We start from the raw sequence: 26,531 nt of genomic DNA on the forward strand, positions 1-26,531 counted from the left end.
AATGCAGGTAGGCTACGATAAAAAGGATACTAGCGCCCTTAGGGATGAAAAATGATGGAACACGAATTACTGCAAAATGTAACCTTTGATGAGCTTACTCTTGGGCAACAGGCAAGTCTCAGTAAAACCTTAACTAAAAACGAGATAGGCCTTTTGGCAGCAATGTCGGGATAATTCCAAATGAAGAGTGACTAAGGGTGTATTATGCGCTCTCTATTTCAATTAATCAGTAAATAAATTAAGTGTTAAAGACTAGCGAGCTTTCATAGAAACCGAATGAGGATTGATCTGTTTTTCAGTCATGGTGCTTGCTTCACTATGGGTGGCTGCTTTAAAGCGTGCTTTAAAATTGGCAGTATTTTCTTTTTTAGAGACTTTATTTAAAAAATCAGTTTCAATGTCTTTAGCAATATACACCTTTGTACCGTGCTGAAATAATTTTGTCTTATTTTTATAACCCATCGCTTCACTAAAAGCACGAGCCTCTTTCTGAGAGGCAAAAGTAAGCTGCATTGAATAATCCACGATACCTCTTGTATCTTGGCGGATTTTAATATCTTGATACGAAATACTAGGAGTTTTAACTGGCGTCTCAGTAAAAAATTGTGCTTTTTCCCTGCATGCTTTTTGCAGGTCAACTAACTCCAAAGAGCTGGACTTGGAAAGGGACGATACCTTAGGCAAGTTGAAATTTACTGTCATTATTTTAGAAATAGCTTCGTGGGTAAGGAATATTTCTTTTTCATTTTGAAATAAATGTTGACGATCATTCACTGCTACTAAATTAGTAAATTGTCTTGCTTGATTTGCGTCTTGAAAAGTTAATTTCGTAACATAATGTTGTGATTCATTTTTACGATAAGAGCATTGAAAATGTCCTGTTTCCATTTTGGCATTCTTAAACTCTATACTGGCAGCAATTTTTGCAGATAATTCTGTTTGTGTTGTAGATGCAAATGGTTGAGCTACTTGTTCTGTTTTTTCTTTACTTCATCAAATTTTTTAATAAAGGCTTCATCACAGCAATTCATTTCGGAAAATGTTTTTAACGGGGTAGTTTTATCCGTTGAAATAATGGCATCTACATTTACAGCTGTTCCATCTCGCCTGAATGAACTATTTTTAGCGCTGTGTTGATATCTAAAATTCGGAGAGTTTATCGCGCTCCCTAAATCCTTTGGTAATTGGTGTTCACCGGCGTTCATGTCGCCACCAACGACAAAACCAACGTTATGCTTTTTGCTGACAGCATCCACTTCTTTCATGACTTCTTCAAGATTAATGCGTTTAACAGTAACTCCATTTTTATTGACGTAGGTTGATTTATTACTTTCAGCATGAACATTGACTAAAAGACGTTTCTTTCCGTCGGGACCAACTCCTAAACCAAATAATACTTGCCCACGTGTAGCTTCATTGGCATCGTATTTTTTTTGCAGCTTGCTAACAGCAGCTTGTAATTGCCTATCTTCTGTTGAAACAGGCGCGGGTGCTGAAGCATTTTTACAAGTAAAGGTCAGATTTCCAAACTCATGACTGCCATTTCGCGCATAGTGCATTTCAAGTGTTTGTTTAGGGTTTAAATATTTTTCAATAGCTGCAATAAATTTATTTTGCTCCCCGTGTGGCAATTCCTGGAGCATCCCACTATCTATCTTTCCTTCATTAATTTTTTGAGCGATTGCAAAAGCTTCCATTTCTAGTCCCTTGGCTAATTTATTTCCAGATTTTGAAGCGCCATTGTCTTTATCAAGATTCCAAATTAAAGTTTTGCCAAACACTTGGGGGTGGTGGTCGGAATGTAACTCTAAAGGAGCCGTTTGTGATTGCACAGAAATTTTTTTACCCATACTCAATTGTCCGCTTTACCTCATATAAATAGTATATTCGTTTATGGGGATTTTTCACCAAGCTGTTCTAAAAATGATTAACTTATTAATGTATTTCTGCTTGCCTAATTAAATACCTTCGTCAAAATGATCTTTTTCATAACTTTAGACAATTAATCCATATTTTGTTCAGAATTCCTTAAGTTTTGCTTCCTATAATAAGTCTTTTGTCCATATAGTAAATAAATGGGATAAATTATGCCGCATGAGTCAAATAATCAACCAGAGCTTGACAATAAAAGTTCTGTTCAGCAAAAAGAGACTGAGAAGAAAGAAGTGTCGTCACCTATGACCACTAAATTATCTCATGTACTGACATTCGTTAAGTTTCATGGGGAGACTTGGGATCATAGTGCCACTATTTTTGGAAAACCAGAGGAGGTTTCACCAGAAAATTATTTTAGTATTTACCCGCAAAAAGAAACCACGCCTCCTTCTTTAGGCGATCCGGATGATGGAATTGCCAACATGCGCATTATTTTACTCAACGCAAAAAGAATGCTTTTTACAGGGATTCATTTTGAAAGTCCTCATGAATTGAAGCAGTTCCCACATGAAAAAATTGAAGTGCCTGTTACTAAGGCTCAATTTGAAGAAGCTTATGAAGCTGCTCAAAAAGAAAAAAAGCGAGCTATGGAGGGGAAGGCAAAATATTCAATTGTTCCTACCAAATCTACCTATTCGTGTGCTGGCCATCAGCAACAGATAGTAGACATTGTCGCCATGCCGCATGAAAAAAGTTTATTTTGGTCTACAGGTAAAGTGTGGCCAACACATACTTTTGAAAATGTTAAAAAGATAGCTGAGTATCGCAGAAATGGAATAATCGAAACACCCTCTTCCTCAGTTCCTGCATCGAAATCTCCTGAAGCGCAATTTTTACCAAATTTCAGCATGTTTAGTGTAAACTCTCTGGCAAAGGGATTCGCTAAAGCATTGGTTCAATCGCAAAATGACAAGCGGGAGCGCATTGGATTTTATGCGCCAAAATAGGCTTTTATTAAGCACCTAATGTGAGATTCTTACACGTTTCACATTAGGCTCAATACTAATTTAAAAATAGGTTAATTGTTCAATACGCATTGGATCTTCCTGGAAGGGATTGAGACTGCTGCTAGTATTGAAAAACCCCTTTTTGCTTACTGAAACCATTGTTCGGAGTGGAGAGGGTTCTTGTCGGGATTGACTAATTTTTTGGGCGCGTTTGAAATGAGCTTGTGGCCAAGCAATGGCATGTTCAATGAAACTTCGTTTAGCTAAAGATTCTTCTGGTGTAGACTGGGTAATTGTTTCTAAAACTTCTTGCGAACTCTCAGCGCATGAATTTCCCAGGAATTTAAAGACAGAATAGTTAGTTAACCCATTTTTGCCCCTTTGTATTTGTTGTTCAATAGATTTCTGAGCTTTCTGGTATTGTTCTTCTGTAACTGGAACCTCTGTTTTTACATACATGTATTGGTTTAACTCTTCTTTTTCTTCACCAAAAGTCATTCTTATTGAAACCATAGGTTCCACAACATTTCTCCATAATTCTAATACCTTGGTAGCCGTATCATCAGGGTCATGAAATCTATTAGAGACTGGAGGTTGAACATGTGTAATAGGGTGAGCACTTAAATAGTATTGCGGACCTGCTGCAACGGCAGTATGTGTCCAGGGGGTATCACTTTTAAATTCATAGAAAGTTACTTTGTGAGTATAGATTAAAGGAGGGGTAGAGGAAATTTCCCTTTTTTCTTGCATAGATATTCTCCCAAGCGTTTGCTATTTGTTAAATAATTTTTTGCAATAATAAACAGCTTGTTAAATGAATACGGGCTACCCATACTGCAAAAATTTGGTTTTAACATCCTGCCAGGTTGGATTATTAGCAATTAAGATGATAGTGCCAAATTATGAGCAATGATATCATAGTTTAAAATTTTCTAAAAATAGTTAAAACAATCAGCAGGTTAAGGAGGTAAAAAGTACGCGTTGACAACAGAACCAGGAATAATGCCGAAAATAAGTGCAAAAAAGAGACACAAGCCAAGCCTTTTGGTGAGGAAAACCTCACTTACGCTTTAATTCTCTTAAAAGCTGGCGACGAAAAGTCTGGTACTCCACTTCCAAGGCATGACGAATACTACCTTTGTAATGTTTTCGCGAATGCTTTATCTCTTGTTGAATTTTACGGGCTATATTTGTTGGACGTCTGAGATTTCCAGCGATAATTTTTGCTGCAATTTGAGCCTGATAGTCAGCCAGAGGCCAAATGCATCCTTGAGGCTGTACTAAACCAATAAAATATAAATTGGTGAACTCCGGGTGCATCATTTTTCGGTACAAGGGAATGTTTGTGGCTGTACGGTATTCAATTAAATTTCTATCAAAAAAAGGGAAGCTTGTTTGATAGCCGGTGGCAAAAATAATAACGTCAAATTTATCGCTGCTTCCATCCGCAAAAAAAACATAATCTCCCTCGAATCGCTCAATACCTCGTCGGGGTGAAATTTTTCCGTGCCTAATAAAATATAACAACTCAGAGTTAATGGTGGGATGAATTGCCAAAGGTTTGCACGTGGGTTTTTGCAAGCCATATTTGGGATATCGTCCTTGCCACAGGCGAATGAAATACTTCGCTAAAAACTGCTTTAACCCTAAAGGTAACCAGCTGAGTTTTGCGAAAAGAATATCGGTTGGTTTACCAAAAATAAATTTGGGAAAGATATGCTGCCCTCGACGCATGCTGATGCAGGTTTTAGACGCTACCCGTGAGATTTCTACTGCAATGTCGCAAGCTGAATTGCCTCCCCCTACTACTAAAACTCGCTTGCCTTTAAAAGATGAGGCTTTTTTATATTGGTGAGCATGAAGAATTTTTCCATTAAATGGGCCAGGATAATCAGGAATAAAAGGATCCCAGTGATGACCATTGGCCACCAGAAGGTAGTCATACATTTCTTTCTGAGTACCAAATTCATTACGATAAATCACTAGCCATTTATTTTCAGCATTAAGGGAGACGTATTCAACTGTGCTATTAAACTTTATGAATGACTCAAGTTGAAAGTGGCTTGCGTAGGACTCAAAATAATCTAGAATCTGCTGGTGTGAGGGGTAGTCCGGATAATCTGCCGGCATAGGGAAATCTTCAAATTCTGAAAGACGTTTGGAGCTAATAATGTGGGTCGTCTCATAGATACTTGAGTGAGTATTTTGCTCATCAAAAACCCAATTTCCACCTAAGCGTTCATTTTTTTCATAAACGGTAAAATTACTCAAACCTTGTTGTAGCAAATTTTTTGCGGCAGCAAGGCCACATGGGCCTGCGCCGATAACACAAATTTTTGGTGCAGTAATTGATGGTGGATTCATAAAGTCGGTGACTCGAATGAATTAGGCATGTTCTCTTGGAGTATGATTAATGACTGCCAGGACATTATCGAGCATTATCTTCTGAATTTCCTTATTCTTGTCGATAGTGAAATGATTGACATAAATAGCGTTAAGTTTGGAAACATCGAAGTTATTGACATAGGTAAATTCAGGATCTTCTGCTTTAATTTTGAGTCCACTAAACATGGGAACGTAGGCAGGTTTATAAAGATTGAGCACATATTTCACATTGGGGGGTACTTTTACCGGAGCTACCGCATCAACTGTAATTAGTAAATCAACAGGAATATGGGCTTTATACAGATTCTGAGCGACCTTGATTTGTTCATTAGCACCCAGGGAGTGACCAATCAAGACAATTGGCCCCGCAAGTTCCTGCGATTTTCGATGCTCAATGATATAATCACTTAATTTATTCGCCTTGTACCAAATAGTGCTCGCAGTGCGAATGTTATATTCATTGTCCAGGGTATTCTCAAGACGATTCATGCCTGTGCTAAAAATTCCTCCTAAACCTCGCATGGTGTAAACCTGTCCCTTTTTATACGTTGCCCCTTTTTTATTTTTAGCGGGTGTTTGCGAGGCAAGATCCATGCATCCAGAGAGAACAAAACAGAGCAGCAATAAAACGAGGGAGTGAATTGATAGAGGCAATTTAAAATTGAAAGGGTTCATAATGGATATTCTTTTTCTTTATTATTTTTGATTCTACATAAAATTCGATACAGGGTAAATAAATAGAAAAAGTCTAAATGAGAGCGTTAATGCATCTGATTTTGAAATTAATCTTCTCACCGAAATAATTTTTTTTTTACCGAGCCGGTATCTGCAACAACGCTTCTAAATTTTTTTGTTATACTGAAAGAAAAATTTATTTTACTTAAATAAAAATGCAGAAAATTTTGATTATTATAGGAATAATTTTGTTAATTACTGGATTATTTTGGCCGTGGATTAAAAAATTAGGATTAGGCCAATTACCTGGCGATATTTTTATTCGAAGGGGAAATTTTGTATTTTACTTTCCACTCACTACCTGCATTATTATTAGTCTTATTGTGATGCTGATTTGGTGGCTATTAAATCGATAATATTGAAAAGGGCCGATTCAGTATTCGACCCACTATTTTTCCTATATTTTATTGGAGGGTATTACCCGCTTTAATATCTAAGGCATCCTCTCCCAAATTCTTGTCAGTATTTGTAATTTCCTGAGTTGAAATGCCCTTAATGGAAGGAGCACCAGTTTCTGAGTTAGGTCGCTTAGAATAATTTAGTGTTTCTCCTGGAGCTTTAGGTTTGATTCCCAAACCCAGTATTTTCGCACCACTTCCACCGCCCACCTCATGTAAAACCTTGGCACTCTCGGATTCTTCAAATTCCTTTACAAGGTTTTCATTCTCTTTAGCAACCTTTGCTTTTGCTTGGGAATTTTTATAGTAACTCACCAAACCCACAATTGCTCCGATAGGGAAAATAATAGTCCCTATAATAGCTCCGACGACACCAAGAGGATTTGATTTCATGCGTGACCACCATGAAACGGGATGACCTTTCCATGCGCTGACCATCTGACTGGGTAGGCCTTTGTGAGCCTGCATACTACCAGCCTTGGTTTGCTGTAAGTTAGGTAATACACTGGCTTTTTCTTCGGCGTAGTTTCTGGATAGGTAGAAAGGGTGTCCTGGTTTGGCTTCTACTTTGGCAGCCGCACCCTGGTCAACCAAACTGACAATAGAGGCTGCAGTCTGTAATCCCATTTTATTATAAGCAGTATCGAGTGCTGATTTTAATTCATCAGCGGCTTTGCCAATTTGTTTTGTATTGGCTTTGGCTAAAGTATCCAAAGTCTCTTTAATAATTCTACCTTCAGAGGATAATTCTTCTTCAGGGGTGTTGAGTACAGCATCCAAAATTGCCACGCGACCATTAATTGCCTGAGCGCGTTCATTCCCACTTTTACAACCTCCAATAGAGGCTTCTTCGACAAAAACTGATAATGATTGAATCAGTTTGGCGTGTTCATGACTAAAATGCAGGTTATTGGCAATAAGTTTTTTTAAACCAGATTGTGCACTGGCAAACAAGTCAGGTGCCACTTGTTGAGACAATTCTTTTTGCCAACCTTTTTTAATTGCCTGGATGGCGCTAATTGCCTCTTGCCCCTGTGTTGATTGTGAAAAATAACCCTCCTCTGCTGTTCTTGTCTGTAGGAAGCTTTTATATTTTTCAAAAACCTGTTCGATACTTTCTTTCTGTTCAGGAGACGAGGCCTCATAAAGCGTATGCAGTAAAGCCATCTCTGTCATTAAGGTTGATTCTATTATTAATTCATCACCGGAATAGCCAAGATGATCACCAAAACCATTAATAGAAATCCCTTGTACGAGACAGAATACGGGATCTCCCTCCTTCATCTGTGCAGCATTGTAATCATGTGCACCTTTTAGAATATGGCGAGCGCTTTGAGTCTGCAGGTTACCGTTGCTATCACCAAGAGAATCATTAATTGCTGTGTAGCGATTGTAAATAAAGGCCTTGGGTATTTTTTTACTATGATCTGATAGGTTCTCTTTCAGAGAATATTCTAGGGTGATTTGAGCTAATTTCTCAGCGACATCGGCTATATACTCTTCTTCTTTCAATCCCTTTTTCACCACAGGAGAAGGCGTACGAATTTGAATGCGAGGATGGCTATGCGATTTAATATTCGCCTCTTTAGTCAGGGTGTGGGTAATTAATTGTCGATGGGCAAATTCTTTACCTGCTATTCGATGGTGAGCGGTATTTTCTGAACCTTTAATGAGGGTAGCCAAGTGTTGTTGGTTATCAGTATGTAACACATCATTTGCCGTGGCTGTTGTAGCTTCAGCAGCATGTTTGAGTGACGATTTTTTAAGTTGAGTAGGAATTACGCCTGTATGGCGTACAACTTCCTGTCTAAGAATCGTGTGAGCTTGAGGCGTGATGCTTTTTCGAGCCTTATCCAAAGCTTTGTTTAATACTTCAATATTCAAATTACCCTTACTGTCAGTAGCTTTTTCTAACGCCTTGGCATAAACGCTTAAAACAAGATGATTAACTTTTCTGGCGGCAGCTTCATGGGCAGCCTTCATTTCCGCTTCTTTGTCTTTAAATTTTTCTTCTGTCCTTAGATAAACACGCGCGGCCAGACCCAAGTGAAAATGAAATTCTTGCTGGAGTGCAATGATGCTTCCTTTGGGGGTGCCATCAAGTGCGCTAAGAATGGTATCCATTCGTTTTTTGTTATTCTTTTTAACATTACTACCTAACACTTTATCTAAATGTGTACGTAAATCCTCCTGAAAATTTTTCTGCAAGCTTGTGTTACTAATATCCAAACTAACCGTCGTTGTATCAGTTTTGCTTCCAAACTCTTTCTTTAACACAGCAACAGAAATTTTTTCTTTCAGTTCTTGATTAATCTCTTCGGCTATAGTATCCCAATCATTGTTGTCGAGTGTTACATCCACTAGTACGCGCCCTTGGGGATCAAAGGGTAGCTCATTTTTATTTGTTTTTTCTTGAGCTATCTTTTGTGCCTTCGCCAGCAAATATTGCATGTAAATGGCTTGTACGTTTGCTTTTTCTTTTAGCTTTGACATTTTCAACCTTAGCAATAGATATATAAATAAAGTATAAAAAAAAATAATTAAGAGAATATTAACTTTTTACTTGGCTTTTGGCTGATGGATTCTAAACTTCCTGGAACTATAGAATATACCGAAACTCTGATAGTTATTTGCTATTGTTAGAAATTTTTTGGCAACTGTAGGATTCTTAATATTTACCTAATATAAATTTGTTATTTTAAGTTAAAATACTATTAGACTATATCTATAAATATCAACTTTAAGGATTACAAATAGGAAACTGAAGTCCAAACGTTGTAGGAGTGTTAGATGATCCTCGCTGCCACAATTCAAGAGTGGGTAGATAAAATTGGCAATTATGAATTAGAAGTTGACAGTCCTGCTGAGCAACGTGATGCCAATTTTGATATTAATCGTTTTTTAAGTCCGGAAGGTCAAGTAAAACTCTATGAGGGTACTCATCCTATAGACAGTCCTGAACCCACTGCTGCCAGAGAAAGATTTTTACGTTTTTTAGGGCGTAAATTTCAAAATATTACGTGGGAGGCCAACCGTAATAATAAAACTGTCGAACTTGCTGCTTTTTTGCAGGATGATGAAGAAGATGGTGTGAAACTTTATGACGCAGCGATTGATGAAGAAAATGAAAGTAGAGCATTCAGAAGGGCAGTATTTTTTCGTCTCCTGAAACTCTTTCCTGGTAATAAATGGGAAAGTAGAATTGTATTATGGATAGGTGGTCCTTCAAGTTCAGGAAAGACTTACGCAGCAAAAGGCGTTCTTGAAAAAATGGATCGCGAGATTTTACAAAAAACAGATCAGCCTGGTGGTAATTATATAGTGTCTGTGGATGGAAGTTTTGAGCGCGAAACTTCGCAAATGCGACAGATGGTTCTGCAATTTGCGCTGGCATCAGGATACAAAGGCATCGAAGATTTACATGAACATAGCAAAAAATTGGGGGTAAAAAATTATATCAAGAATGCTGCTTTAGAAGATGAAAGATTAAGTTTAGTTATACCTGATACTTTTGTGCGTGAACCAACAGACGTTTACCGAGACTGTAAGACATTTGCTAAAAAAGGGGTTGCTCAAGCCTTTGCGGAAGTCAAAGCGGAAAAAGGCTTCGAAGATCGTTTTCAAACCTCTGTGAAAAAGATGGGTGATTCACGTGCATGGAATAGTAAAAAATTTACTGAAGAAAAAATAAAAATGAACAACCGTAACATTGGTTGTGAATCTAAAGTATATCAAGGCAACTATTTTAAATTCGGTCTTATTGGAACTAAAGTCTTTAAGCGGTTTTTTAAATCATTCAGCCGTAATAAATTGACTCTGACTGTGACTAATGATCTTATTTATCTCGTAAAAAAAGACGGTCTCTGGAAAGAATGTAAGTATGAGGATAATCTCGAGGACAAAAAAGAGGGCATTGATTTTATTCGCATGCCTGCAAGAGTATATAATTATTGGCGGGACAATAATATCAATGAACCTTTGGAAGTTTGGTATAACACTAAAGGCAAAGAGATAAAAAATTTAACCCAGCAACTTATTACCTATAAAACGAATGATAAATATTCTGAATCGTATTCCTTTTTTAATCTCCTGCGGACTAACCGCTGGTACAAGTCTCAAAATGACCTGGAAAAAGAAAAACGACACTTATGTGGCCAGATCGCTGTGAATGACGAAATCATGGCTTATTTAGAGACTGAGATTCAGGGAAACGCAGTGGCAGATGAACTATTAATTAAAAAATTAAGTCAATGTAAACTGTTACAATCTACCCTGAAAGACAAACTGGCAGCGCTTGATGGAAAGGGAGAAATCAGAGAACGTGCTACTCAATTTTTACCTTATCTGAATAGTTACCTTGATATTCCCAAAGAAGTCAAGCATGAATTGCTTGGTCAAACAGTTCCTGGAGCAATGTCAGCAACCTCTTTAGTAGCAAACGATGGCTTTCATGGCGAATTTATAGCGCCTCAGTTAGAGGATGAATTCTGTAGAGTTCACTATGTAGAACTTACCTCTGATCCTTCTTCACAAGCGATGTTTGTTCAGGAGAAAATAGAAGACGGTATTGAACTTTCTGCCGTACGGGAGTCCATGGGTAATGATCCTGTCTCTCTCATGGAAAGCTCGTTAGCTATGGCAGCTAGCCTGTTACTGGCATTGGATGAGTCGCCCTCATCTAAACATAAACTTTCTATTTATGGCTCTGATCCTATGCTGATTAATTATTTGTGGACAGCATTGATTGTATTAGGTGAAAAATCACCCAGTAGAAAGTTTAATAAAGACGCCATAGAAGTCCTAGGTTTTTTTAGTGTGGCTGAGCAGATGAAGAGCTCAAGCAAGTTCTCCCCACAGTCATTGCATGAAACAGTCTTTAAGGATCATGAAGCATTTGTCGATATGAAAGTAAGACATTTAGAATGTTTGCTTAAATTAAAAGCTAATCCTGAAGAATTACTGAGTAAAACATTAGTAGAGGCAACAGATCAGGTTGCGTCAATAAACAAAAATTAACAACTCGAACGCAGTCATTTGTACGACTCTCGATATTCAGCTGTAAACGCTTTGGCAATGTCTCGTGTAAGGCAAGTCAAGTTATTATTCATACTCACAACAAGTGCCTCGATGGTGATCGGTAGCACTTTCACACAATAATAAGCGTCACCTTTTTTAAGCAATGCCTCTTTATGATAAATAAGATACTCTGCTCGCAAAATACTGTTTCCGTTAACATCAATTTCAAATTGAGAAATATCAATTTGTAAATGGAAATCAGGTTTAAACTTGACATCCCAGGGTGAACTTTCAACAATGGAACCTGGTAATAAGGTCGAAAGATCCGTTTCAATGACGCGTGTTATATTTTTATCCAATGCTTCAGCCCACTGATGATATTCTTCCAATTTTAATTGATGAGGACTGCAATGAATCATTAGTTGTGGTTTTTCTATATAGGAAGGCGTGTTAATCCCATCGATGCCAATTTGTAAATGAGTGTAGGGTTTACTCGCCGTTTTAATTGGAGGTAGGGGATTTAATAGATACATTTGAGTCTCTTTGCTGCGGCTACAGGCAATCATTAAGACACAGATAAAACCTAGGAAGCATAGTTGAGTGGCTTTCACTTTTTACCTCGCAGTAATGATTCTGGGTAGCGTGATAAATAATCCGTTAGGTTTTTTGTGGAATAAGCTGCATTGGCAATTTGTTTCAGACTCTGGTTTAAGTAGGCTACGACTGAAGGAACATTTTGATTTAAATTGCCGGCCAACCTTTCTAGACTTTCAGCCATTAAACGTGCTGACTCAATGGTGTCACGCACTTCTTTCGAACGTACCAACTCACTTATATCTTCCAGTGTTTTCTTGGCTGCATTGAGTGCTTCATCAATACTGGTGTATTTTTCGGAAGTGTTTCTGGTTGGAAAAATTGGATAGCCGTGATAATAGGTTTGTTTGAATTTGCGGGTTGAGGTGGATTTTATTAATTCAATGTCGGCAATTCCAGTTATCAAATTAGGCTTGGAAATATTGGCCACATAACCATTATTGATGAGAAGACGAATAGGATCTTGACTAAAACCAAATGTCTTCTCTACAAAAAATTGCACATAAACAGGAATTCTAACTTGATTTCGCGCCTTATTTTCCGTGACTTCAATTAAGCGAACCTCACCAATTTTAACGCCACGATAGGTAACAGGAGCAGTAGGGATTAATCCTCTTAACGAGCCCTTAAAGAACATTACGAAAGTTTGTACTTGCGCGCGCTTGTATTCTTCATAAAAAAAAGCAGCACCAAGTAGCATCAAGCAAAGAGCCCCAATCACAAAAACACCCACTAATGTATAAAAACGCTCGTGACGCATGCTTGTCCTTAAGTTGTAAATGTAATATACATACTGGTCAATATCAGCCAAAAAGAGCCGCGGGTCATAATACGAGAGACGGCTTTTCTTAAAGACATATGTCTAACTGCTGCTTCATAATAATAATAGCCTGCGGCCAAACTCACAATGGCGCATAAAATCAAAGTCTTGAAAGCAGAATAAATCAGATCATAGACCGAGGTTCGACTGGTAATATGCGTTAAATATTCATAAGTTGTCATACCAAATAAATAATGAAAAGTCACATAAAAACTAAGTAATACAATTACAATAATATAAGTAAATAGTAATAAAGAAGTAATGTTTAGCCCCACAATAATAGGCCAAACGTGTTCTAATATAACCTCTTCCGGGTTTTGACGACGTCGCTTAAGCCTCGTGTTAATAAGATGTAATGCCGCTTGTATGCATAAAATAAAAGCAATTAGCACAGGGAGTATTTCGTGAGTCAGAATATTTTGCGCAATAGGTAAGGCCTTATGGCTTAAATGAAAGGAGTTAAAGAGAATATAAATTGTTTTGGCTTCAGAAAAAGTCAATAAATAGCAAATAAAAACAAGGGGGATTACCAGTCTTGCTCCTGAGTAATAAAGAATTTCCACCATGTTAAACCATGAAATGGACAATTCACCGAATAAGACATCCTTCAAGCTATGAAATAAGTGACCAAAAAACCGAAAAATAAGGATCAGTGAATGAAAAAATTTTACTACATGAAAGCCAAAACGTCGGAAGACATACATAATTTATCCTTGTGAAGATTTTGATAATTAAAAATTATCTTCTTCCGGCAGTAATCCGTTAGTAAATCGTTAAATTAAGATGAATAGTAAAAAGGATATCATGATGGTGCTTGAATTTATAGAATCCAGGATTACGATAACAATTCACTAGATGATTCATAAACCACAATAGGGTTAAAAGACGTCACTTCATTCGCAACGATAGCAATAAATTTTTGTCCTTTGTAGAGAAAAATGTTTACTAATAAATTTCTTCCTTAAGAAAAACTTAAGCTCCACTGGTTTATAATAGTTTAACTTAGGCCAGGACGAATTTTATAGGTCGTCGTTGTGAATAAAGTGAAGCAATACAGAACAGATTTTTGTTCAAAGATCGTACTGAATTGCTTCGCTGGCGCTCGCAATGATGTAATTCTAATTTTGTCCTGTGCAGAGATAGTTTAAAACTTATTTCTCCTTAAAAGAGAAGGCAGTATGTTGATTTTAAATGAAAAGTTATTATCGAAAAGATATTCCTTTAATTTACCACAAAAACCTATCAGAAAACTTGCTTTGAGAGGGGGAGGTGCAAAAGGAGTTGTTTATGGGGGCGCTATCCAGGTTTTGGAAGCAAAAGGAATTTTAAGAGAGGTCGACACTATAGCTGGCTCTTCAGCAGGTGCTTTAACCGCCCTGATGGTAGCAATAGGAATGACTGCGAAAGAAATTACCAATATAATTAATCATACTGATTTTAATCAATTTAAAGATTATGCATTTTCTCAAGTTTTCTCTGCGCGAGGACTTTGTACAGGAGATAAATTACTCACTTACATTCAAGAGGTAATTAAAAAGTATTTTTCTAAAAGGATGGATGAAGCAAGCTGCCTGTTAAAGGAGGGTATTCGTCATAATTTGCAATTACTTAAGGAAGATAAAGACACGAAGTCTTTTTTTCAAGGAGACATCGAAGAATTTTTAAGAGGAATGGAGACAGAAGACACGGTCAACACTACAGTAGAAGCTTTAAATCAATGGCTCCGAACTGATGCAGCATTAAATTTGAATAAAAAGCTTTCCGAAAATTCTGAATATATTCCTTTAAAAAGACTAACTGAGCAATTAATGCAGCTACAAAAGATTGATCTTAATGAGGTTAGGTTTAAAGATTTGGAGCTTCTCAACGCTTGTTTGGGTAATGTGGGTGCCAAGCGCTTAATTATTACTGGAACCAATCTAACAAAAAAAAGATTAGAGATATTCTCAGATGAAACTACCCCCAATATGTCAATTGCGTTAGCAGCCAGAATTTCCGCCTCTTTCCCTTTAGTGTTTCAAACAGTTAAACTCAAAAATAATAAGGGTGAGGTTGATGAATATATTGATGGTGGGGTAGGGGATAATCTTCCTGTAAGGCATTTGCTACATTTAAAAAAAGATGATGCTTTACTTGGGAAGGAAGAAAAAATTAATCAAACTTTAAGCTTTGCATTTGCCCAGTCAAAAAATAGAAGAACAGGGTTTTTTGCAACCATTGTTAATTTTATTAAATACTTAGCAAGTGGTCGTATTGATGTTGCAGCCAATACTGAGGAATTACTTGATGCATTAAAACACGATTTTAGTGAGCGAGTCATTAATTTACCCGTTGATATTTCTGCGCTGGATTTTAATATTGATTTAAAGAAAAAGCTTGCGTTACAGAAAGAAGCTAGAGTAGCTACTGAAAATACGTCGGCTATAGCGAAAAATATCACCATTGAGGGTGATATATTAGAATGTTTCCTGGTAATGTCAAAAGATCAATTGGAAAAAATAAATCCTGAAGAATACGATAAAGAACATGCAGAACTCATTAAAAAACTACAAGAAAAGCTATTAATTAAAAAAGAAAAAGAAAAAGAAATTTTTATTAACATTCTGAATGAAATAAAATTTATTAATGAGACGATTGCCTCTGGTGCTCTCTCGCTTGGTGAAATAACTGAGATTAAAAATCATTACAAAAAACTTCTCGATAATATTGATCAATTGCTTATTGATTCGATTGAATTGGATGATGAAAATAATTTGCAACTGGAGAAAAGACATAAAGAAAGACTTTATGGAAAAATTAAGGACATATGGTTTCTGCAATTAGCCCAGCTTTCTGCCAATATGACTATGCTCATGGCGGATAAAAATGATTTATTGAGCTCAGCATTCAGCTGTGATAATAGACACAATGAATTTTTTACCAATCTTCATTTGGAGGTCATAAAAAAAGAGGCGATAGCAGTACTCATTAAGGCTAAAGTTAAGCCTTTTCAATTAGAGCATAATGTCTGGTTGCTTAAAGAAGCTACAGCTAAACTTAGAAATGCTTATACCAGGGAGGAAGTGAAAGATATTTTAATCAATGTACAGCAAGAATATTATCGGCGAAATTTATTCTCTATTATTCCCGGTGCCAACAGATTTTTTAAAGGCTCACCTGATACAAGTACTGCCAAAATGCTAGCACGTTTTATTGAGAAAATTACTAAAATTGGACCACAGCCTACGGATAAAACTGAAAAAATTTCAGAGGTAGCATTTAAGTGATTCAACTGATCTTTTAGAATTTATTGCTTAGGTTCAGGGTAGTAAATCTGCATTGGCCGTCTATCTTTGTTCACAACGGCAAAGGGCGTCAAGTGGTGCGCTTGCACCGTATTCTCACTCATAATATGAAAAACGTGTAAATGCCGAATAATTTCTGCATCTGCAATTAAAGAGCGATGACAGCGCCAAGGAACTGCTTCTGCACACATGATAACAACTCGCTCCTTACTGAGCAGTGCATTTAAAGCTTTTAACGCAGAAAAAAATTCTTTGGTTTGCATGTAATCGGCATAGGCTCGAAAACTTAAGTTATGCCAGCCCAGATTAATGGAATCAGCTTTGGGGGAGCGTAAACCACCCAAGGCTGGCATATGTTGGTATTGAATATTTAATTTTTTTAAAGAAGCAGCAAGCGACTCCTTATTAAACCATGGAACATAACGTGATTTAGGTATAGTACGTATGTCAACTAACTTGCTAATTTTATACGCCGTTAGTAAATCAACAAATTCTTGAAGTTTGCGATTAGAGTGGCCAATTGTATAAAGAGTCGCCATTTGTCTCTACCTTCATAAATCTGGAGTGATGCTTGAATGTCCAGTTGTTCCTGAATACACATTTTTTACCGCATAAAACCCTACCTGGCTAACTGGAGTTGGTTTGGGTTCCTCTGAAGCAGGAATCGCCCGTATATCCAATTTTTCCAGACGATTTACTTGTATTTCCTGGCGGCGAAGCAATTGCTCGTAACGTTCGTTACTGCGTTTTAATTCTTCTTTGACCTCAGCGAGCTCTCGTTCGGCTTTACAAATGCGTTCAGCCACACTGGCAAAGCTTAATTTTTCATCCGTTAAGAATGTTTCCAATCGCTGTTGAAATGCTATCCGTTGATCGCCGTCTGAGATTACTGTGTCTGACAAGGTATTTACTGTTCCCTGCAGTGCTGCAGCAATTTGTTTTGCTTTTTGCACTTCAAGTCCCAGGGAAGCACGTACCTCAGCCAATTCGCCTATTTTTTCACTTAAATGGAGTTTGTTTTTTTCGTAGTCTTTTTTAAGTTGGGATAACTCCTCCTGATTAGATTTTAACAATCCTTCATTTTCCTGAACTGTTCTGTTTAATTTTTCAGTTGCTTTTTCCAAATCTTCTTTCTGTTGCTTCAGTAATTCTGCAGTAGCAGTTAATACTTCAACCTGATTAGTGAGTGATTCCATTTGTGCATTGAAATTATCAATCGTTTTAGCCAATCTGTTATTTTCTGCTCGAAAGCGATTAATTTCTTTGGCTAAATTCTCACGAATTTTATCAAGGGCTGAGATAGTGATTTCCAGAATATCTGCCAGGCTAAAAATTCCTTGCTTTAATCTGTCAGCAATATTCTTGTTACAACTATGGTGATCATCTAGCACAATTCCACTTGCAGTGTAAGCAATAACTGTAACGCCACTAATGGCCAATAAAATTCCAATATGCGCAGCGATACCTGCGGCTAGAGTAGGTACTGTTAAAACAATGCCGCCTACAATTTTTTGCCACAAGGGAAGTTGGCCCCAAAAAGTTGCTGCTCGAGAAAATAAGCTGTCATTTTGCTGCATGGTATCAATAATTGAGCCCAAACTTTGCTTGATTTGTGTGAGTTGCTCCTGGGTAATAATAATTTTGGCAAGATCATCTTGTGGAGAAGCAGAGGGAGTAGTAAGCGTGTTTAATTCAATTTCCTGCTTTTTTGGAGTAATTTTTTTTTGTTCGATGTGAGGCATTGGCAGCTCCTTTTGTGCATTATATTTCCTTATATAACTATTAATAATCATAAAAGAGATAAGAAAGCAAGCAAAAAGCGGGGTAATTCATCTAAATTTTGAACAAAAAAGTCCCTCTTTTGCCTATTTCCTATGCTTTAGGCATAGCATCCATACGAGCACGTATTAACAAGTTCAGCTCCCTGAGTTTAAATTAATCTAAAAGATTACTGTTTCAACAAAAATGAAATTAAAAAGCTATATTTAAATAAAAAGGCGAAGGGAATAACTATATGGAGCTAAGGTCATTTCAATATTTGGAAGAAAGCGGTTGGACTATCGAGTCATTTCCTGATTTGGATTCAGAGCAAACGATGGTGCTTGTATTTGCTGCTCCAGAGTTTCTCCACCTGCAGGAACCGATTCAGCAGTTAAACAATTTTTATAAAAAATCAAAGATGATTGGTTGTTCGAGCGCTGGAGAAATATTTGGTCCTCATATTTTTGATAAAAGTCTTTCCGTTGCCGTTATTAAATTTGAAAGGACCACCATAAAAACCGCCAAGGCTCAAGTTAATACCATTGACGATTCATTTGCCGCAGGTGAATCAATCAGTAAGCAGTTACAATCCAATGATTTAAAAAGTATTTTTGTGCTATCAGAGGGGTTAAATGTTAATGGTTCTGAGTTAGTGAACGGGCTTAATATACCTATTAATGGAGTTACACCACTCATTACAGGTGGATTAGCTGCTGACAGCAGTCATTTCAAAAAAACCTGGACTCTTTTTAATGGTGAAATTCTTTATAACCATATTGTAGCTATAGGATTCTATGGAGAATTTATCAATATTGGCCATGCCTCTAAAGGAGGCTGGGATATTTTTGGACCTGCGCGCAGAATCACTCGCTCTGAGGGAAACATTCTTTACGAGCTGGATAATCGACCAGCTCTGGCACTTTATAAAGAATATTTAGGTGAACGAGCAGCGGAATTACCTGCGTCCGGATTACTTTATCCTCTGGCGATTCAAGACGCCACATCGACAGAGTCAATCCCTTTGGTGCGTACTATTTTAGGGGTAGATGAAAAAAAACAAGCACTTATTTTTGCAGGAGATATGCCTACTGGTTACTATGCTCAGTTAATGCATGCCAATTTTGACCGACTTATCACCAGTGCCAATGAGGCTGGAGAACTAGCCATCAAAAAAATGATAGAGCTTCATGGACCCATTCTAACAGTCAGTATTAGTTGTGTAGGTCGACGTTTACTATTAGGGGAAAGAACAGAGGAGGAAACAGAGTCCACACTGGAGGCGCTGCCCCGCAGTCTACTCAGGTAGGATTTTATTCCTATGGTGAATTGTCACCCGCAGGTCTTGGTGATTGTAAGTTACACAATCAAACAATGACCTTAACCACAATTTATGAATCTTAATGAAATAATACTATGGAAATACATAAACTATTACTACGACAGTTGAATCGGGCGCAAATTGAAGTAGACAATTTACCCAGTGATCTGGGACAGTGGCAAGAATTTATTTCCCGTATCAATAAAACTTACCAGGAAACGGATCAGGAACGTTATTTACTCGAACGTTCCATGAACATTTCATCGCGTGAAATGATGCTATTGAACGAAAAGCTTGAAAGAGCTCAGCATATTGCTCGCCTTTGTTATTGGCACTATGATGCAGACACTGATCGCATTAGTTGGTCAAAAGAGCTTTACCATTTGCTTGATGTGGATTCCACTGCTGTTCAAACGCTTAAAGAATTTCTGGAGTTGGTTCATCCGGAAGATAGAGAACAATTAAAAAAATTGGTTAATCGTGCATTGCACAAACGAGTTGAATATACCTTTGAACTGCGGGTAAAGAATCGTGAGGGTCAGTATCAATGGTATAGAACAATAGCAGATTGTGAAGGTGAGAAAAATGAACTTTCAGGAATTTTAATTGACATTGATAGAGATAAAAAAAATGAAGAAGAAATTAAGGAATTAAGTCAAAAATTGTTGGTGACAGCTCGTCGGGCGGGAATGTCAGAAATTGCAACGTCTATTCTTCATAATATTGGCAATGTTTTAAATAGTTCAAACGTGTCTGTGAATTTAATTAAAGAAAGTTTTTCTCAACCATATTATCAAAAACTATTCAAAATCATTAGCTTGTTAAAGGAACATCAAAGCAATATCGAAGATTATTTAACCAAAGATGAAAAGGGTAAATTAATTCCTAACTATCTCATTGCCTTGGGCGATATTCTTGATAAATCACAACAAAATAACATTGAGGAATTAGATAATTTGGATGAAGATATACAGCATCTAAAAGCCATTGTTGCCATGCAACAGGCTTTCAGTGGTGTATCCAGTATTGCTGAAAAAATTTATGTGCCAGAGTTAATAGAAACTGCTTTACAGATGTCCTTAAATCCACATAAAGACAAAGGGATCGCCATGAATAAACAATATTGTGATGATGCCTTCGTATTTGCAGACAAATCAAAATTATTACAGATTTTAATCAATTTGATTCAAAATGCAAAAGATGCTGTTTCCAAAAATTCTTCTAACAAAAAGCGAATTGATTTTCTTGTCAAGAACGCCAATAAAAAATTACAAATTATAGTTACCGATAATGGCGAAGGTATTTTACCTGATAACTTAAAGCGTATGTTTTCTTTTGGTTTTACAACCAAGCCAAATGGGCATGGGTTTGGCTTACACAGTTGCGCATTGTCTGCTCAAGATATGGGTGGTTCATTAAAAGTTGAGAGTCCGGGACCAGGGAGAGGCGCTGTTTTCATATTGACCTTACCCACTATGGATAGCGAAAAACAAAGGAGTATCCAATGAGCGATATTGAACTTCGTATCATGGTTATTGATGATAATCCTGCCATCCATGAAGATTTTATTAAAGTTTTGACAGCAACAACGCAGGAGCAATCAAAAGCTTTCAGTGCATTGGATAAAGAATTGTTTGGTGAAGAAAGTATCTTTGAGAGTGAAGAAAGTCTATTGCCTGAATTTAAAATAGATACTGCAGAGCAGGGGCAAGAAGGAGTTGAAAAAATTAAGGAAGCCTGTGAAGCAGGAAAACCGTATGCGCTTGCGTTTGTTGATATCCGTATGCCTCCTGGATGGGATGGTCTTGAGACAATAAGAAGGATGTGGAAAATTGATAGTGACATTCAAGTGGTTATTTGCACCGCTTATTCTGATTATTCATGGGAAGAAACAGTGCAAAAATTAGGAGTAAGTGATAATTTACTGGTGTTAAAAAAGCCATTTGATAAAGTGGCAGTCAGGCAACTGGCGTGTGCCTTAACCAGAAAATGGTTATTAGCCAAGGAAGCCAAAAAATATACTGAATCATTACAAAAAATTGTTGATGAGCGTACTGAGTCCTTGCAACAATCCCTTTCTCTATTGCGTGCAACCATTGAGTCATCTACGGATGGAATTTTAGTGGTGGATTTAAAAGGAAAGTTAATTGACTGCAATCAGCAATTTATAAAAATTTGGGGTATCCCTGATGCATTGCTCCAACAAAAAAGGGAAGATTTATTATTGGAATATATGTTTAATAAATTACGAAAACCGGAGGAATTGTTTAACCTGATTAATCATTTACACCATCATATTGATGAGACCTCTTTACAAGTTGTTAAATTTAAAGAAGAAAAAATTATTGAATGTTATTCGCAGCCCCATCGCATCAATAAAGTGACTGTAGGAAGAGTGTGGAGTTTCCGGGATATTACAGAAAGAGCCTTCCTGGAGGAAGAGTTAGAACATCAGGCAACTCATGACTCACTCACGGATCTGCCAAATCGGGTATTATTAAATGACAGGATTCAACAAGCAATTGCAGTTGCGGCCCGAGAGCAAACCTGTTTTGCAATTTTATTTTTTGATTTAGATCGCTTTAAATTAGTGAATGATAGCCTGGGACATGAATTTGGCGATGAAGTTCTTTGTGAAGTGAGTAAACGATTAACTTCCCTGTTAAGAGCTGAAGATACTTTGGCAAGGCTTGGGGGAGATGAGTTTGTCATTGTGGTGCCAGAGTTGAAAAGGAGCGAAGACGTGGTTTCTGTTGTCCAAAAAATTCTTAACTCGTTCAGTCAACCACTTTATATTGCTGGTCATGAATTTACATTAACCACCAGTATAGGCATCAGTCTTTATCCTGAGGATGGAACAAGCCTCAATACGTTGTTAAAAAATGCCGATTTAGCGATGTATCAGGCAAAAGAACAAGGCGGAAATCAATTTAGATTTTATACTCCCCAACTGAATCAAATTACTAATCAACAATTAGAACGGGAATCAGAATTACGCCATGCGATTCAAAATAAGGAATTTTTTCTGGTTTATCAACCTCAGTACGATGCAAAGAATCGTCAGTTGATAGGTCTTGAAGCCTTAATCCGTTGGCAACACCCACAAAAAGGTGTCATTTTGCCTTTAGAATTTATTCCTACTGCTGAGGAATCAGGTCTGATTGTTCCTTTAGGTGAGTGGGTAATACGAGAAGTATGTCAACAGATCAGTGAATGGCGGGAAAAAGGTTTTCCCAAAATAAGAGTGGCTGTCAACGTTGCGACGCAACAATTGAAGCAGGTAAATTTTGCCGAAACCGTCCAAGGTATTCTGGAGGAATATCACGTTAATCCGGAATCTTTTGAAATAGAAATTACTGAGAATGTGATTATCACTAATATTGAAGTTCAACGTATGATCAATAAGCTTAAGCAGATAGGTGTAAAAATTGTTTTGGATGATTTTGGCACAGGGAGTTCAAGCTTAAACTATCTAAAGCAACTTCATATTGAACGCTTAAAAATTGATCAATCTTTTGTTCAAAATATTTCAAGATCTCGTAGTGATGAAGTAATTATTGAAGCCATTATTGCTATGGCGCGCAGTCTAAATTTTACTGTGTTGGCTGAAGGGGTAGAAAATCCCAATCAAATTAATTTCTTAAAAGAGCAAAATTGTGATGAGGTACAAGGATTTTTTTTAAGTAAACCGTTATCTTCTGACTCAATCACCCAAATTCTGCAAACGACTTTTTCTGGGAAAGAAAAGCCTAAAAGACGTCGCCGATCCTAGTTTAAGTTACGGGCTAATCCCAAGCATCAGATTAAATTGTAACTAGTTTTTCAAGAATGGTGAATGTGTCTTTATTCGTGAGGTTGGATAATGTGGCCTCAATATTGAGGCCGCGCGTGTTTGGGTCGGGTTGAAAAGAAGCTACTACATGGGGATTTGTGCATGTATTCAGCACAATCCGGGTAAGGATGAGCTACTGGAGTAAGGATGGTCATCAGCTGCGCTCTCTAAAATACGCTTTGCAGAGTTTAGCTTGGTTAATCCACCTTCCAGTTTTTTCATCCAGGCACGCATGGATTTACAGGTCTCTGGCGTATGCACGATAAAATCATCTTCTGTAAAGCCTGCATCAGAGATTAACTGTTTTTTAATCGGCATAATCCCTGCCAAAAGACAGCGTTTGGCACTGGCAGCACAGTTTGAATGAATAAAGCTATAATTTTTCTTTTGTTCATCTTGCATAGCTTCCAGTACCAACTCTTCATCAACATAAAAAACGAGGCCACTATCTTTTGTGGGAAGCTTGACGGTATGATCCGGCATTTTTCCTGTTGTTACTTTATTTTGGGCTCGAAAATTTTCTTCTCTTTGTAAAGCATCGACTTGCATTTTATGCAGCGCTTTTAACCCAGTGATTTTGCCTATCGTTTGCCCCTGAAGGATTTCTGCTTCCAAATCGTTTAAACTATTTTGAGCAGCGTTAATTTCTGCTAACAATAGCTGCAAAGTGCTCTGTAAATTATTTAAATTGGTTTGATGCTGCTCATTTTCAGTCCGCAGTAATTGTTCCATGACCTCTGTTTGCATTTCAATTGTTGATTTTTGTTGCCTAAGGGTAAACAATTGCTCATGAAGTTTAAGATGCTCATTGAGAGTCTGCTCGTCAAAATTTTCGATTTTTTCCAAATAGCTAAGTTTACGCAGAAGAAATTTTTCTTGTTGTTGTAGTTTTTCATACTGATCATAAAGTTCATCGTTTTGTTGAGAATTTTTATTGGAATATGCTTGTTCTACATCGGTGATTTGCGCTAGTAAGTCTTCCTTCCTGGAAATTAAATGATGTATCTCTTGCTGCAGCTTTTCTTTTTTCTCAAGAGCAACTTCTAATTCATTTACTTTTATTGCCAATTCTTGATTTTTTAGCTTCTCCTTTTGCAAAGGAGTTAATCCCTTTTTTTCCCTACCAGTGGAGTCTAAAAGTACATTATGCTTAATACAGAAGCGTTCTTTTGGCAAAGCTTCTCTTTCCATATCTTCTTCATGACTGGCAATTTCAGAAGGAACGCCCTTCGCTCTGGGTAGCAAATGCATAAAATATAAAATATCCTGAAAAACACTTTTTTTACTGCTTTTCGCTGGCCAAAAACTATGGGTTACCCCATTAACTCTGATTTTTTGGGGTTGCCAAAATTTCAGTGTTCCTGCTGATGGAAGCCCTAATACAGGCTTTTCCGGAAAAGACTGTCCTACAATCATTACACTTTTTTCAACGGTGAGGTCATAGTGGCGAGCTTCCATTTTTTGAAAGGCTGCTGTTCCTTCGGGTACTGTCAACAAAAAATTGACGTGTCCTGCATTTTCGTTAAATGCTGCAGAAAAAAATGAACCCAAAGCGCTTTTAATTCGTTTACCAAAAAGCTTTGTTGTCGGCATCCAAACGTTAACTTCAATCATATTAAAAAACATCTTTTCAAATTTAGGAGTAAAATAACTTACCAAGCTTAAGAGAATCTTAAGTATATGGGTAAAATGTGCCAAATTTAATGAAAATGTATAAGTGAGGTACAAGTTAAAATTTGACAAGTGTACTGGCAACCGTTACAAAGGAATAAGAATATTTTTATTAGTTAAGTTATGGAATACAAAGACTATTATCAGATAATGGGACTTGATAGAAATGCAAGCTCTGAGGATATCAAACGTGCATACCGGAAACTTGCGCGAAAATATCATCCTGATGTAAGCAAGGAAGCCAACGCAGAAGCAAAATTTAAAGAGCTGGGTGAGGCTTATGAGGTATTAAAAGATCCTGAGAAAAGAGCCAAATATGACCGTTATGGTCAATATTGGAAAGAACAGGGGCAACAGGGCTATGGGGCTCAAGGTGAAAAGCAGCACTATTATCACCATTTTGATGAAGCAGAAAGGTCGGGATTTGAGGATTTTCTTAATAGTATTTTCAGAGATCGCTTTCATCAACAAGCCTCTTTTTATGATCAGGGTCAGGATATTCATGCCAAACTTAATATCACGCTTGAAGAAAGCTTTCACGGTGCTGAAAAAAATTTACAGCTACAAACGCCCGTTGCTGACCAACATGGCCATGTTAGCTATGAAACGCGCTCAGTAAGAATAAAAATTCCCAAAGGAATTGTTAACAAGCAACAAATTCGTTTAAAGGGGCAAGGGGGAAGAGGCCCAGGTAAGCAAGCGGGAGATCTCTACATTGAAATTGAGTTCACTCATCATCCCTTCTTTCATCTTCATAAAAAAGATATTCATTTAAACTTACCCATAACTCCCTGGGAAGCTGCTTTAGGTGCTACAGTGGAAGTGCCGACCCTAGGAGGCCCTGTCCATTTAAAAATTCCCAAACTGTCTCAAACAGGTAAAAAGATGCGACTTAAAGGACGGGGGTTACCAGGCAATCCACCTGGTGATCAGTATATTATTTTACAAATAAGGATACCGCAGGTTGAAAATGAGCAAGCAAACAGATTATATGAGCAGCTTGCCAGTACCATACCGTTTAATCCTCGAGAGCATTTAGGAGTGCGCTAATGACTAAAAAAACGAAGAAACCAGTAGCTTTAGAATGCGAGGATTGGTTTTACTTGTCATTACGCGAAATCTCTTGTTCTTATGGTGTATCAAAAGAACTGATCCTGGAAATTATTGATGAGGGAATTGTAACGCCGCAAAGGGATGAAAAAGAGGAGCTGCTGTTTGACAGTGAAGCAGTTAAAAATATTGGTACTGTTTTACGATTAAATCGGGATCTGGGGGTTAATTGGGCAGGTGCAGGATTGGCATTGGAATTGTTAGAAGAAATTGAGCATTTGAAAAGGCTTCTTGCTCAAAAGCTATAAGTTAATTCAGTCGGGGATAGTCGTAATAATGCTCCTGGTGGTGAGAAGAAAAATTTAAGATAATTCTATGGCTGTTAGGTTAGGTGCAGATAAGTTATGCTACTAGTCTCTGCATAATGAGGAGAAATAATGAGAAGATATTGTTGCATCGCATTGATAAGTATAAGTTTGATTGGTATGGCTGGTTGTCAAATGTTAACCAGTGGCAATCTATTCGCTCCACGCTTTTCAGATGACGCGATTACTTCTTCCGTCAATCAGGCCATGATGAATAACATAAATTTGGCCGGTATTCCTATACATGTTGAAACACATCAGGGAAATGTGATGTTAAGTGGCTATGTGAAAACAATTCGTCAAAGTGATACTGCAGGGGATGTAGCTTCAAAAGTTCCTGGAGTTAAGTCTGTACAAAATAATTTAATTGTTCGTAAATGGTGATTGAGTAATTGCATCACGGCTCCATATGCCTTGATA

Annotated in this window: 22 protein-coding genes and 1 pseudogene; 11 read left to right on the top strand and 12 right to left on the bottom strand. The window is 37.3% G+C overall.

Annotation, left to right across the window (positions count from 1 at the left end; genetic code table 11):
• The first annotated feature begins 51 nt into the window (after positions 1 to 51).
• The gene (locus clem_RS15280) at positions 52 to 174 is read left to right on the top strand and encodes a hypothetical protein (protein WP_269766806.1); all 123 of its coding nucleotides are present in this window, start codon (positions 52 to 54) and stop codon (positions 172 to 174) included.
• Between the two features lie 78 nt (positions 175 to 252).
• Here the strand turns inward: clem_RS15280 and clem_RS03130 are convergent, their stop codons facing one another.
• A complete protein-coding gene (locus clem_RS03130) occupies positions 253 to 888 on the bottom strand; it encodes a hypothetical protein (protein WP_094090279.1) in 636 nt (211 codons plus the stop codon).
• A gap of 77 nt (positions 889 to 965) precedes the next feature.
• Entirely contained in the window at positions 966 to 1,850 is an 885-nt protein-coding gene (locus clem_RS03135; RefSeq protein ID WP_094090280.1) for a hypothetical protein, read from the bottom strand.
• Positions 1,851 to 2,087: 237 nt separating this feature from the next.
• On the opposite strand from clem_RS03135, the gene clem_RS03140 reads away from it, so the two are divergent.
• Positions 2,088 to 2,882 carry a hypothetical protein gene (locus clem_RS03140; RefSeq protein ID WP_094090281.1) on the top strand — a complete coding sequence of 265 codons (795 nt, stop codon included), beginning with the start codon at positions 2,088 to 2,090 and terminating at the stop codon, positions 2,880 to 2,882.
• A gap of 60 nt (positions 2,883 to 2,942) precedes the next feature.
• Here clem_RS03140 and clem_RS03145 read toward each other — a convergent pair whose 3' ends face one another.
• From clem_RS03145 to clem_RS03155, 3 genes are all read right to left on the bottom strand, one after another.
• Complete coding sequence (locus clem_RS03145) at positions 2,943 to 3,632, bottom strand: hypothetical protein (protein WP_094090282.1); 690 nt, start codon at positions 3,630 to 3,632, stop codon at positions 2,943 to 2,945.
• Positions 3,633 to 3,941: 309 nt separating this feature from the next.
• The gene (locus clem_RS03150; RefSeq protein ID WP_094090283.1) at positions 3,942 to 5,246 is read right to left on the bottom strand and encodes a flavin-containing monooxygenase; all 1,305 of its coding nucleotides are present in this window, start codon (positions 5,244 to 5,246) and stop codon (positions 3,942 to 3,944) included.
• A 21-nt stretch (positions 5,247 to 5,267) separates the two neighbouring features.
• On the bottom strand, positions 5,268 to 5,861 hold the full coding sequence (locus clem_RS03155) for an alpha/beta hydrolase family protein (protein WP_232505542.1): 594 nt from the start codon (positions 5,859 to 5,861) through the stop codon (positions 5,268 to 5,270).
• 296 nt (positions 5,862 to 6,157) lie between these two features.
• Between clem_RS03155 and clem_RS03160 the strand changes: the two genes are divergently transcribed.
• Complete coding sequence (locus clem_RS03160; protein WP_094090285.1) at positions 6,158 to 6,358, top strand: DUF2905 domain-containing protein; 201 nt, start codon at positions 6,158 to 6,160, stop codon at positions 6,356 to 6,358.
• Positions 6,359 to 6,406: 48 nt separating this feature from the next.
• On the opposite strand, the gene clem_RS03165 is transcribed toward clem_RS03160, so the two are convergent.
• Positions 6,407 to 8,893 (bottom strand): hypothetical protein, encoded by a 2,487-nt coding sequence (locus clem_RS03165; protein WP_094090286.1) that lies wholly within the window; start codon positions 8,891 to 8,893, stop codon positions 6,407 to 6,409.
• Positions 8,894 to 9,190: 297 nt separating this feature from the next.
• Here clem_RS03165 and clem_RS03170 point away from each other — a divergent pair, with 297 nt between their 5' ends.
• Positions 9,191 to 11,416, top strand: a complete 2,226-nt coding sequence (locus clem_RS03170; protein ID WP_094090287.1) for a hypothetical protein — start codon at positions 9,191 to 9,193, stop codon at positions 11,414 to 11,416.
• 14 nt (positions 11,417 to 11,430) lie between these two features.
• Here clem_RS03170 and clem_RS03175 read toward each other — a convergent pair whose 3' ends face one another.
• From clem_RS03175 to clem_RS03185, 3 genes are all read right to left on the bottom strand, one after another.
• Complete coding sequence (locus tag clem_RS03175; RefSeq protein WP_232505543.1) at positions 11,431 to 11,949, bottom strand: PqiC family protein; 519 nt, start codon at positions 11,947 to 11,949, stop codon at positions 11,431 to 11,433.
• A gap of 74 nt (positions 11,950 to 12,023) precedes the next feature.
• Positions 12,024 to 12,710, bottom strand: a complete 687-nt coding sequence (locus clem_RS03180) for an MlaD family protein (protein WP_094092255.1) — start codon at positions 12,708 to 12,710, stop codon at positions 12,024 to 12,026.
• A gap of 68 nt (positions 12,711 to 12,778) precedes the next feature.
• Positions 12,779 to 13,534: an ABC transporter permease gene (locus tag clem_RS03185; protein ID WP_094090289.1), complete on the bottom strand. Its 756-nt coding sequence runs from the start codon at positions 13,532 to 13,534 to the stop codon at positions 12,779 to 12,781.
• A gap of 474 nt (positions 13,535 to 14,008) precedes the next feature.
• Here clem_RS03185 and clem_RS03190 point away from each other — a divergent pair, with 474 nt between their 5' ends.
• Positions 14,009 to 16,096 carry a patatin-like phospholipase family protein gene (locus clem_RS03190; protein WP_094090290.1) on the top strand — a complete coding sequence of 696 codons (2,088 nt, stop codon included), beginning with the start codon at positions 14,009 to 14,011 and terminating at the stop codon, positions 16,094 to 16,096.
• Positions 16,097 to 16,116: 20 nt separating this feature from the next.
• Here the strand turns inward: clem_RS03190 and clem_RS03195 are convergent, their stop codons facing one another.
• Together clem_RS03195 and clem_RS03200 are read right to left on the bottom strand one after the other, a co-directional pair.
• On the bottom strand, positions 16,117 to 16,653 hold the full coding sequence (locus tag clem_RS03195; RefSeq protein WP_094090291.1) for a DUF488 domain-containing protein: 537 nt from the start codon (positions 16,651 to 16,653) through the stop codon (positions 16,117 to 16,119).
• Between the two features lie 12 nt (positions 16,654 to 16,665).
• Positions 16,666 to 17,856, bottom strand: coding sequence for a LegC2/C7 family Dot/Icm T4SS effector (locus clem_RS03200; protein ID WP_094090292.1), 1,191 nt, complete (start codon positions 17,854 to 17,856; stop codon positions 16,666 to 16,668).
• Between the two features lie 272 nt (positions 17,857 to 18,128).
• On the opposite strand from clem_RS03200, the pseudogene clem_RS03205 reads away from it, so the two are divergent.
• From clem_RS03205 to clem_RS03215, 3 genes and pseudogenes are all read left to right on the top strand, one after another.
• Positions 18,129 to 19,276, top strand: a pseudogene (locus tag clem_RS03205) (FIST signal transduction protein).
• Positions 19,277 to 19,288: 12 nt separating this feature from the next.
• Positions 19,289 to 20,701 (top strand): sensor histidine kinase, encoded by a 1,413-nt coding sequence (locus clem_RS03210; RefSeq protein WP_094090293.1) that lies wholly within the window; start codon positions 19,289 to 19,291, stop codon positions 20,699 to 20,701.
• The gene (locus clem_RS03215) at positions 20,698 to 22,965 is read left to right on the top strand and encodes an EAL domain-containing protein (RefSeq protein ID WP_094090294.1); all 2,268 of its coding nucleotides are present in this window, start codon (positions 20,698 to 20,700) and stop codon (positions 22,963 to 22,965) included. The genes clem_RS03210 and clem_RS03215 overlap by 4 nt, the downstream gene beginning before the upstream one ends.
• A 168-nt stretch (positions 22,966 to 23,133) precedes the next feature.
• Here the strand turns inward: clem_RS03215 and clem_RS03220 are convergent, their stop codons facing one another.
• Positions 23,134 to 24,639, bottom strand: a complete 1,506-nt coding sequence (locus tag clem_RS03220; protein ID WP_094090295.1) for a hypothetical protein — start codon at positions 24,637 to 24,639, stop codon at positions 23,134 to 23,136.
• Between the two features lie 180 nt (positions 24,640 to 24,819).
• Between clem_RS03220 and clem_RS03225 the strand changes: the two genes are divergently transcribed.
• The 3 genes from clem_RS03225 to clem_RS03235 all read left to right on the top strand — a co-directional run bounded on the left by clem_RS03225 (position 24,820) and on the right by clem_RS03235 (position 26,495).
• Positions 24,820 to 25,746: a DnaJ C-terminal domain-containing protein gene (locus clem_RS03225; RefSeq protein WP_094090296.1), complete on the top strand. Its 927-nt coding sequence runs from the start codon at positions 24,820 to 24,822 to the stop codon at positions 25,744 to 25,746.
• A complete protein-coding gene (locus clem_RS03230; protein ID WP_094090297.1) occupies positions 25,746 to 26,054 on the top strand; it encodes a chaperone modulator CbpM in 309 nt (102 codons plus the stop codon). Before clem_RS03225 ends, clem_RS03230 begins: the two co-directional genes overlap by 1 nt.
• Before the next feature lie 129 nt (positions 26,055 to 26,183).
• Entirely contained in the window at positions 26,184 to 26,495 is a 312-nt protein-coding gene (locus tag clem_RS03235; RefSeq protein WP_094090298.1) for a BON domain-containing protein, read from the top strand.
• Positions 26,496 to 26,531 lie beyond the last annotated feature (36 nt).

The sequence above is a fragment of the Legionella clemsonensis genome (assembly GCF_002240035.1).
GTDB classification, from domain to species: domain Bacteria; phylum Pseudomonadota; class Gammaproteobacteria; order Legionellales; family Legionellaceae; genus Tatlockia; species Tatlockia clemsonensis.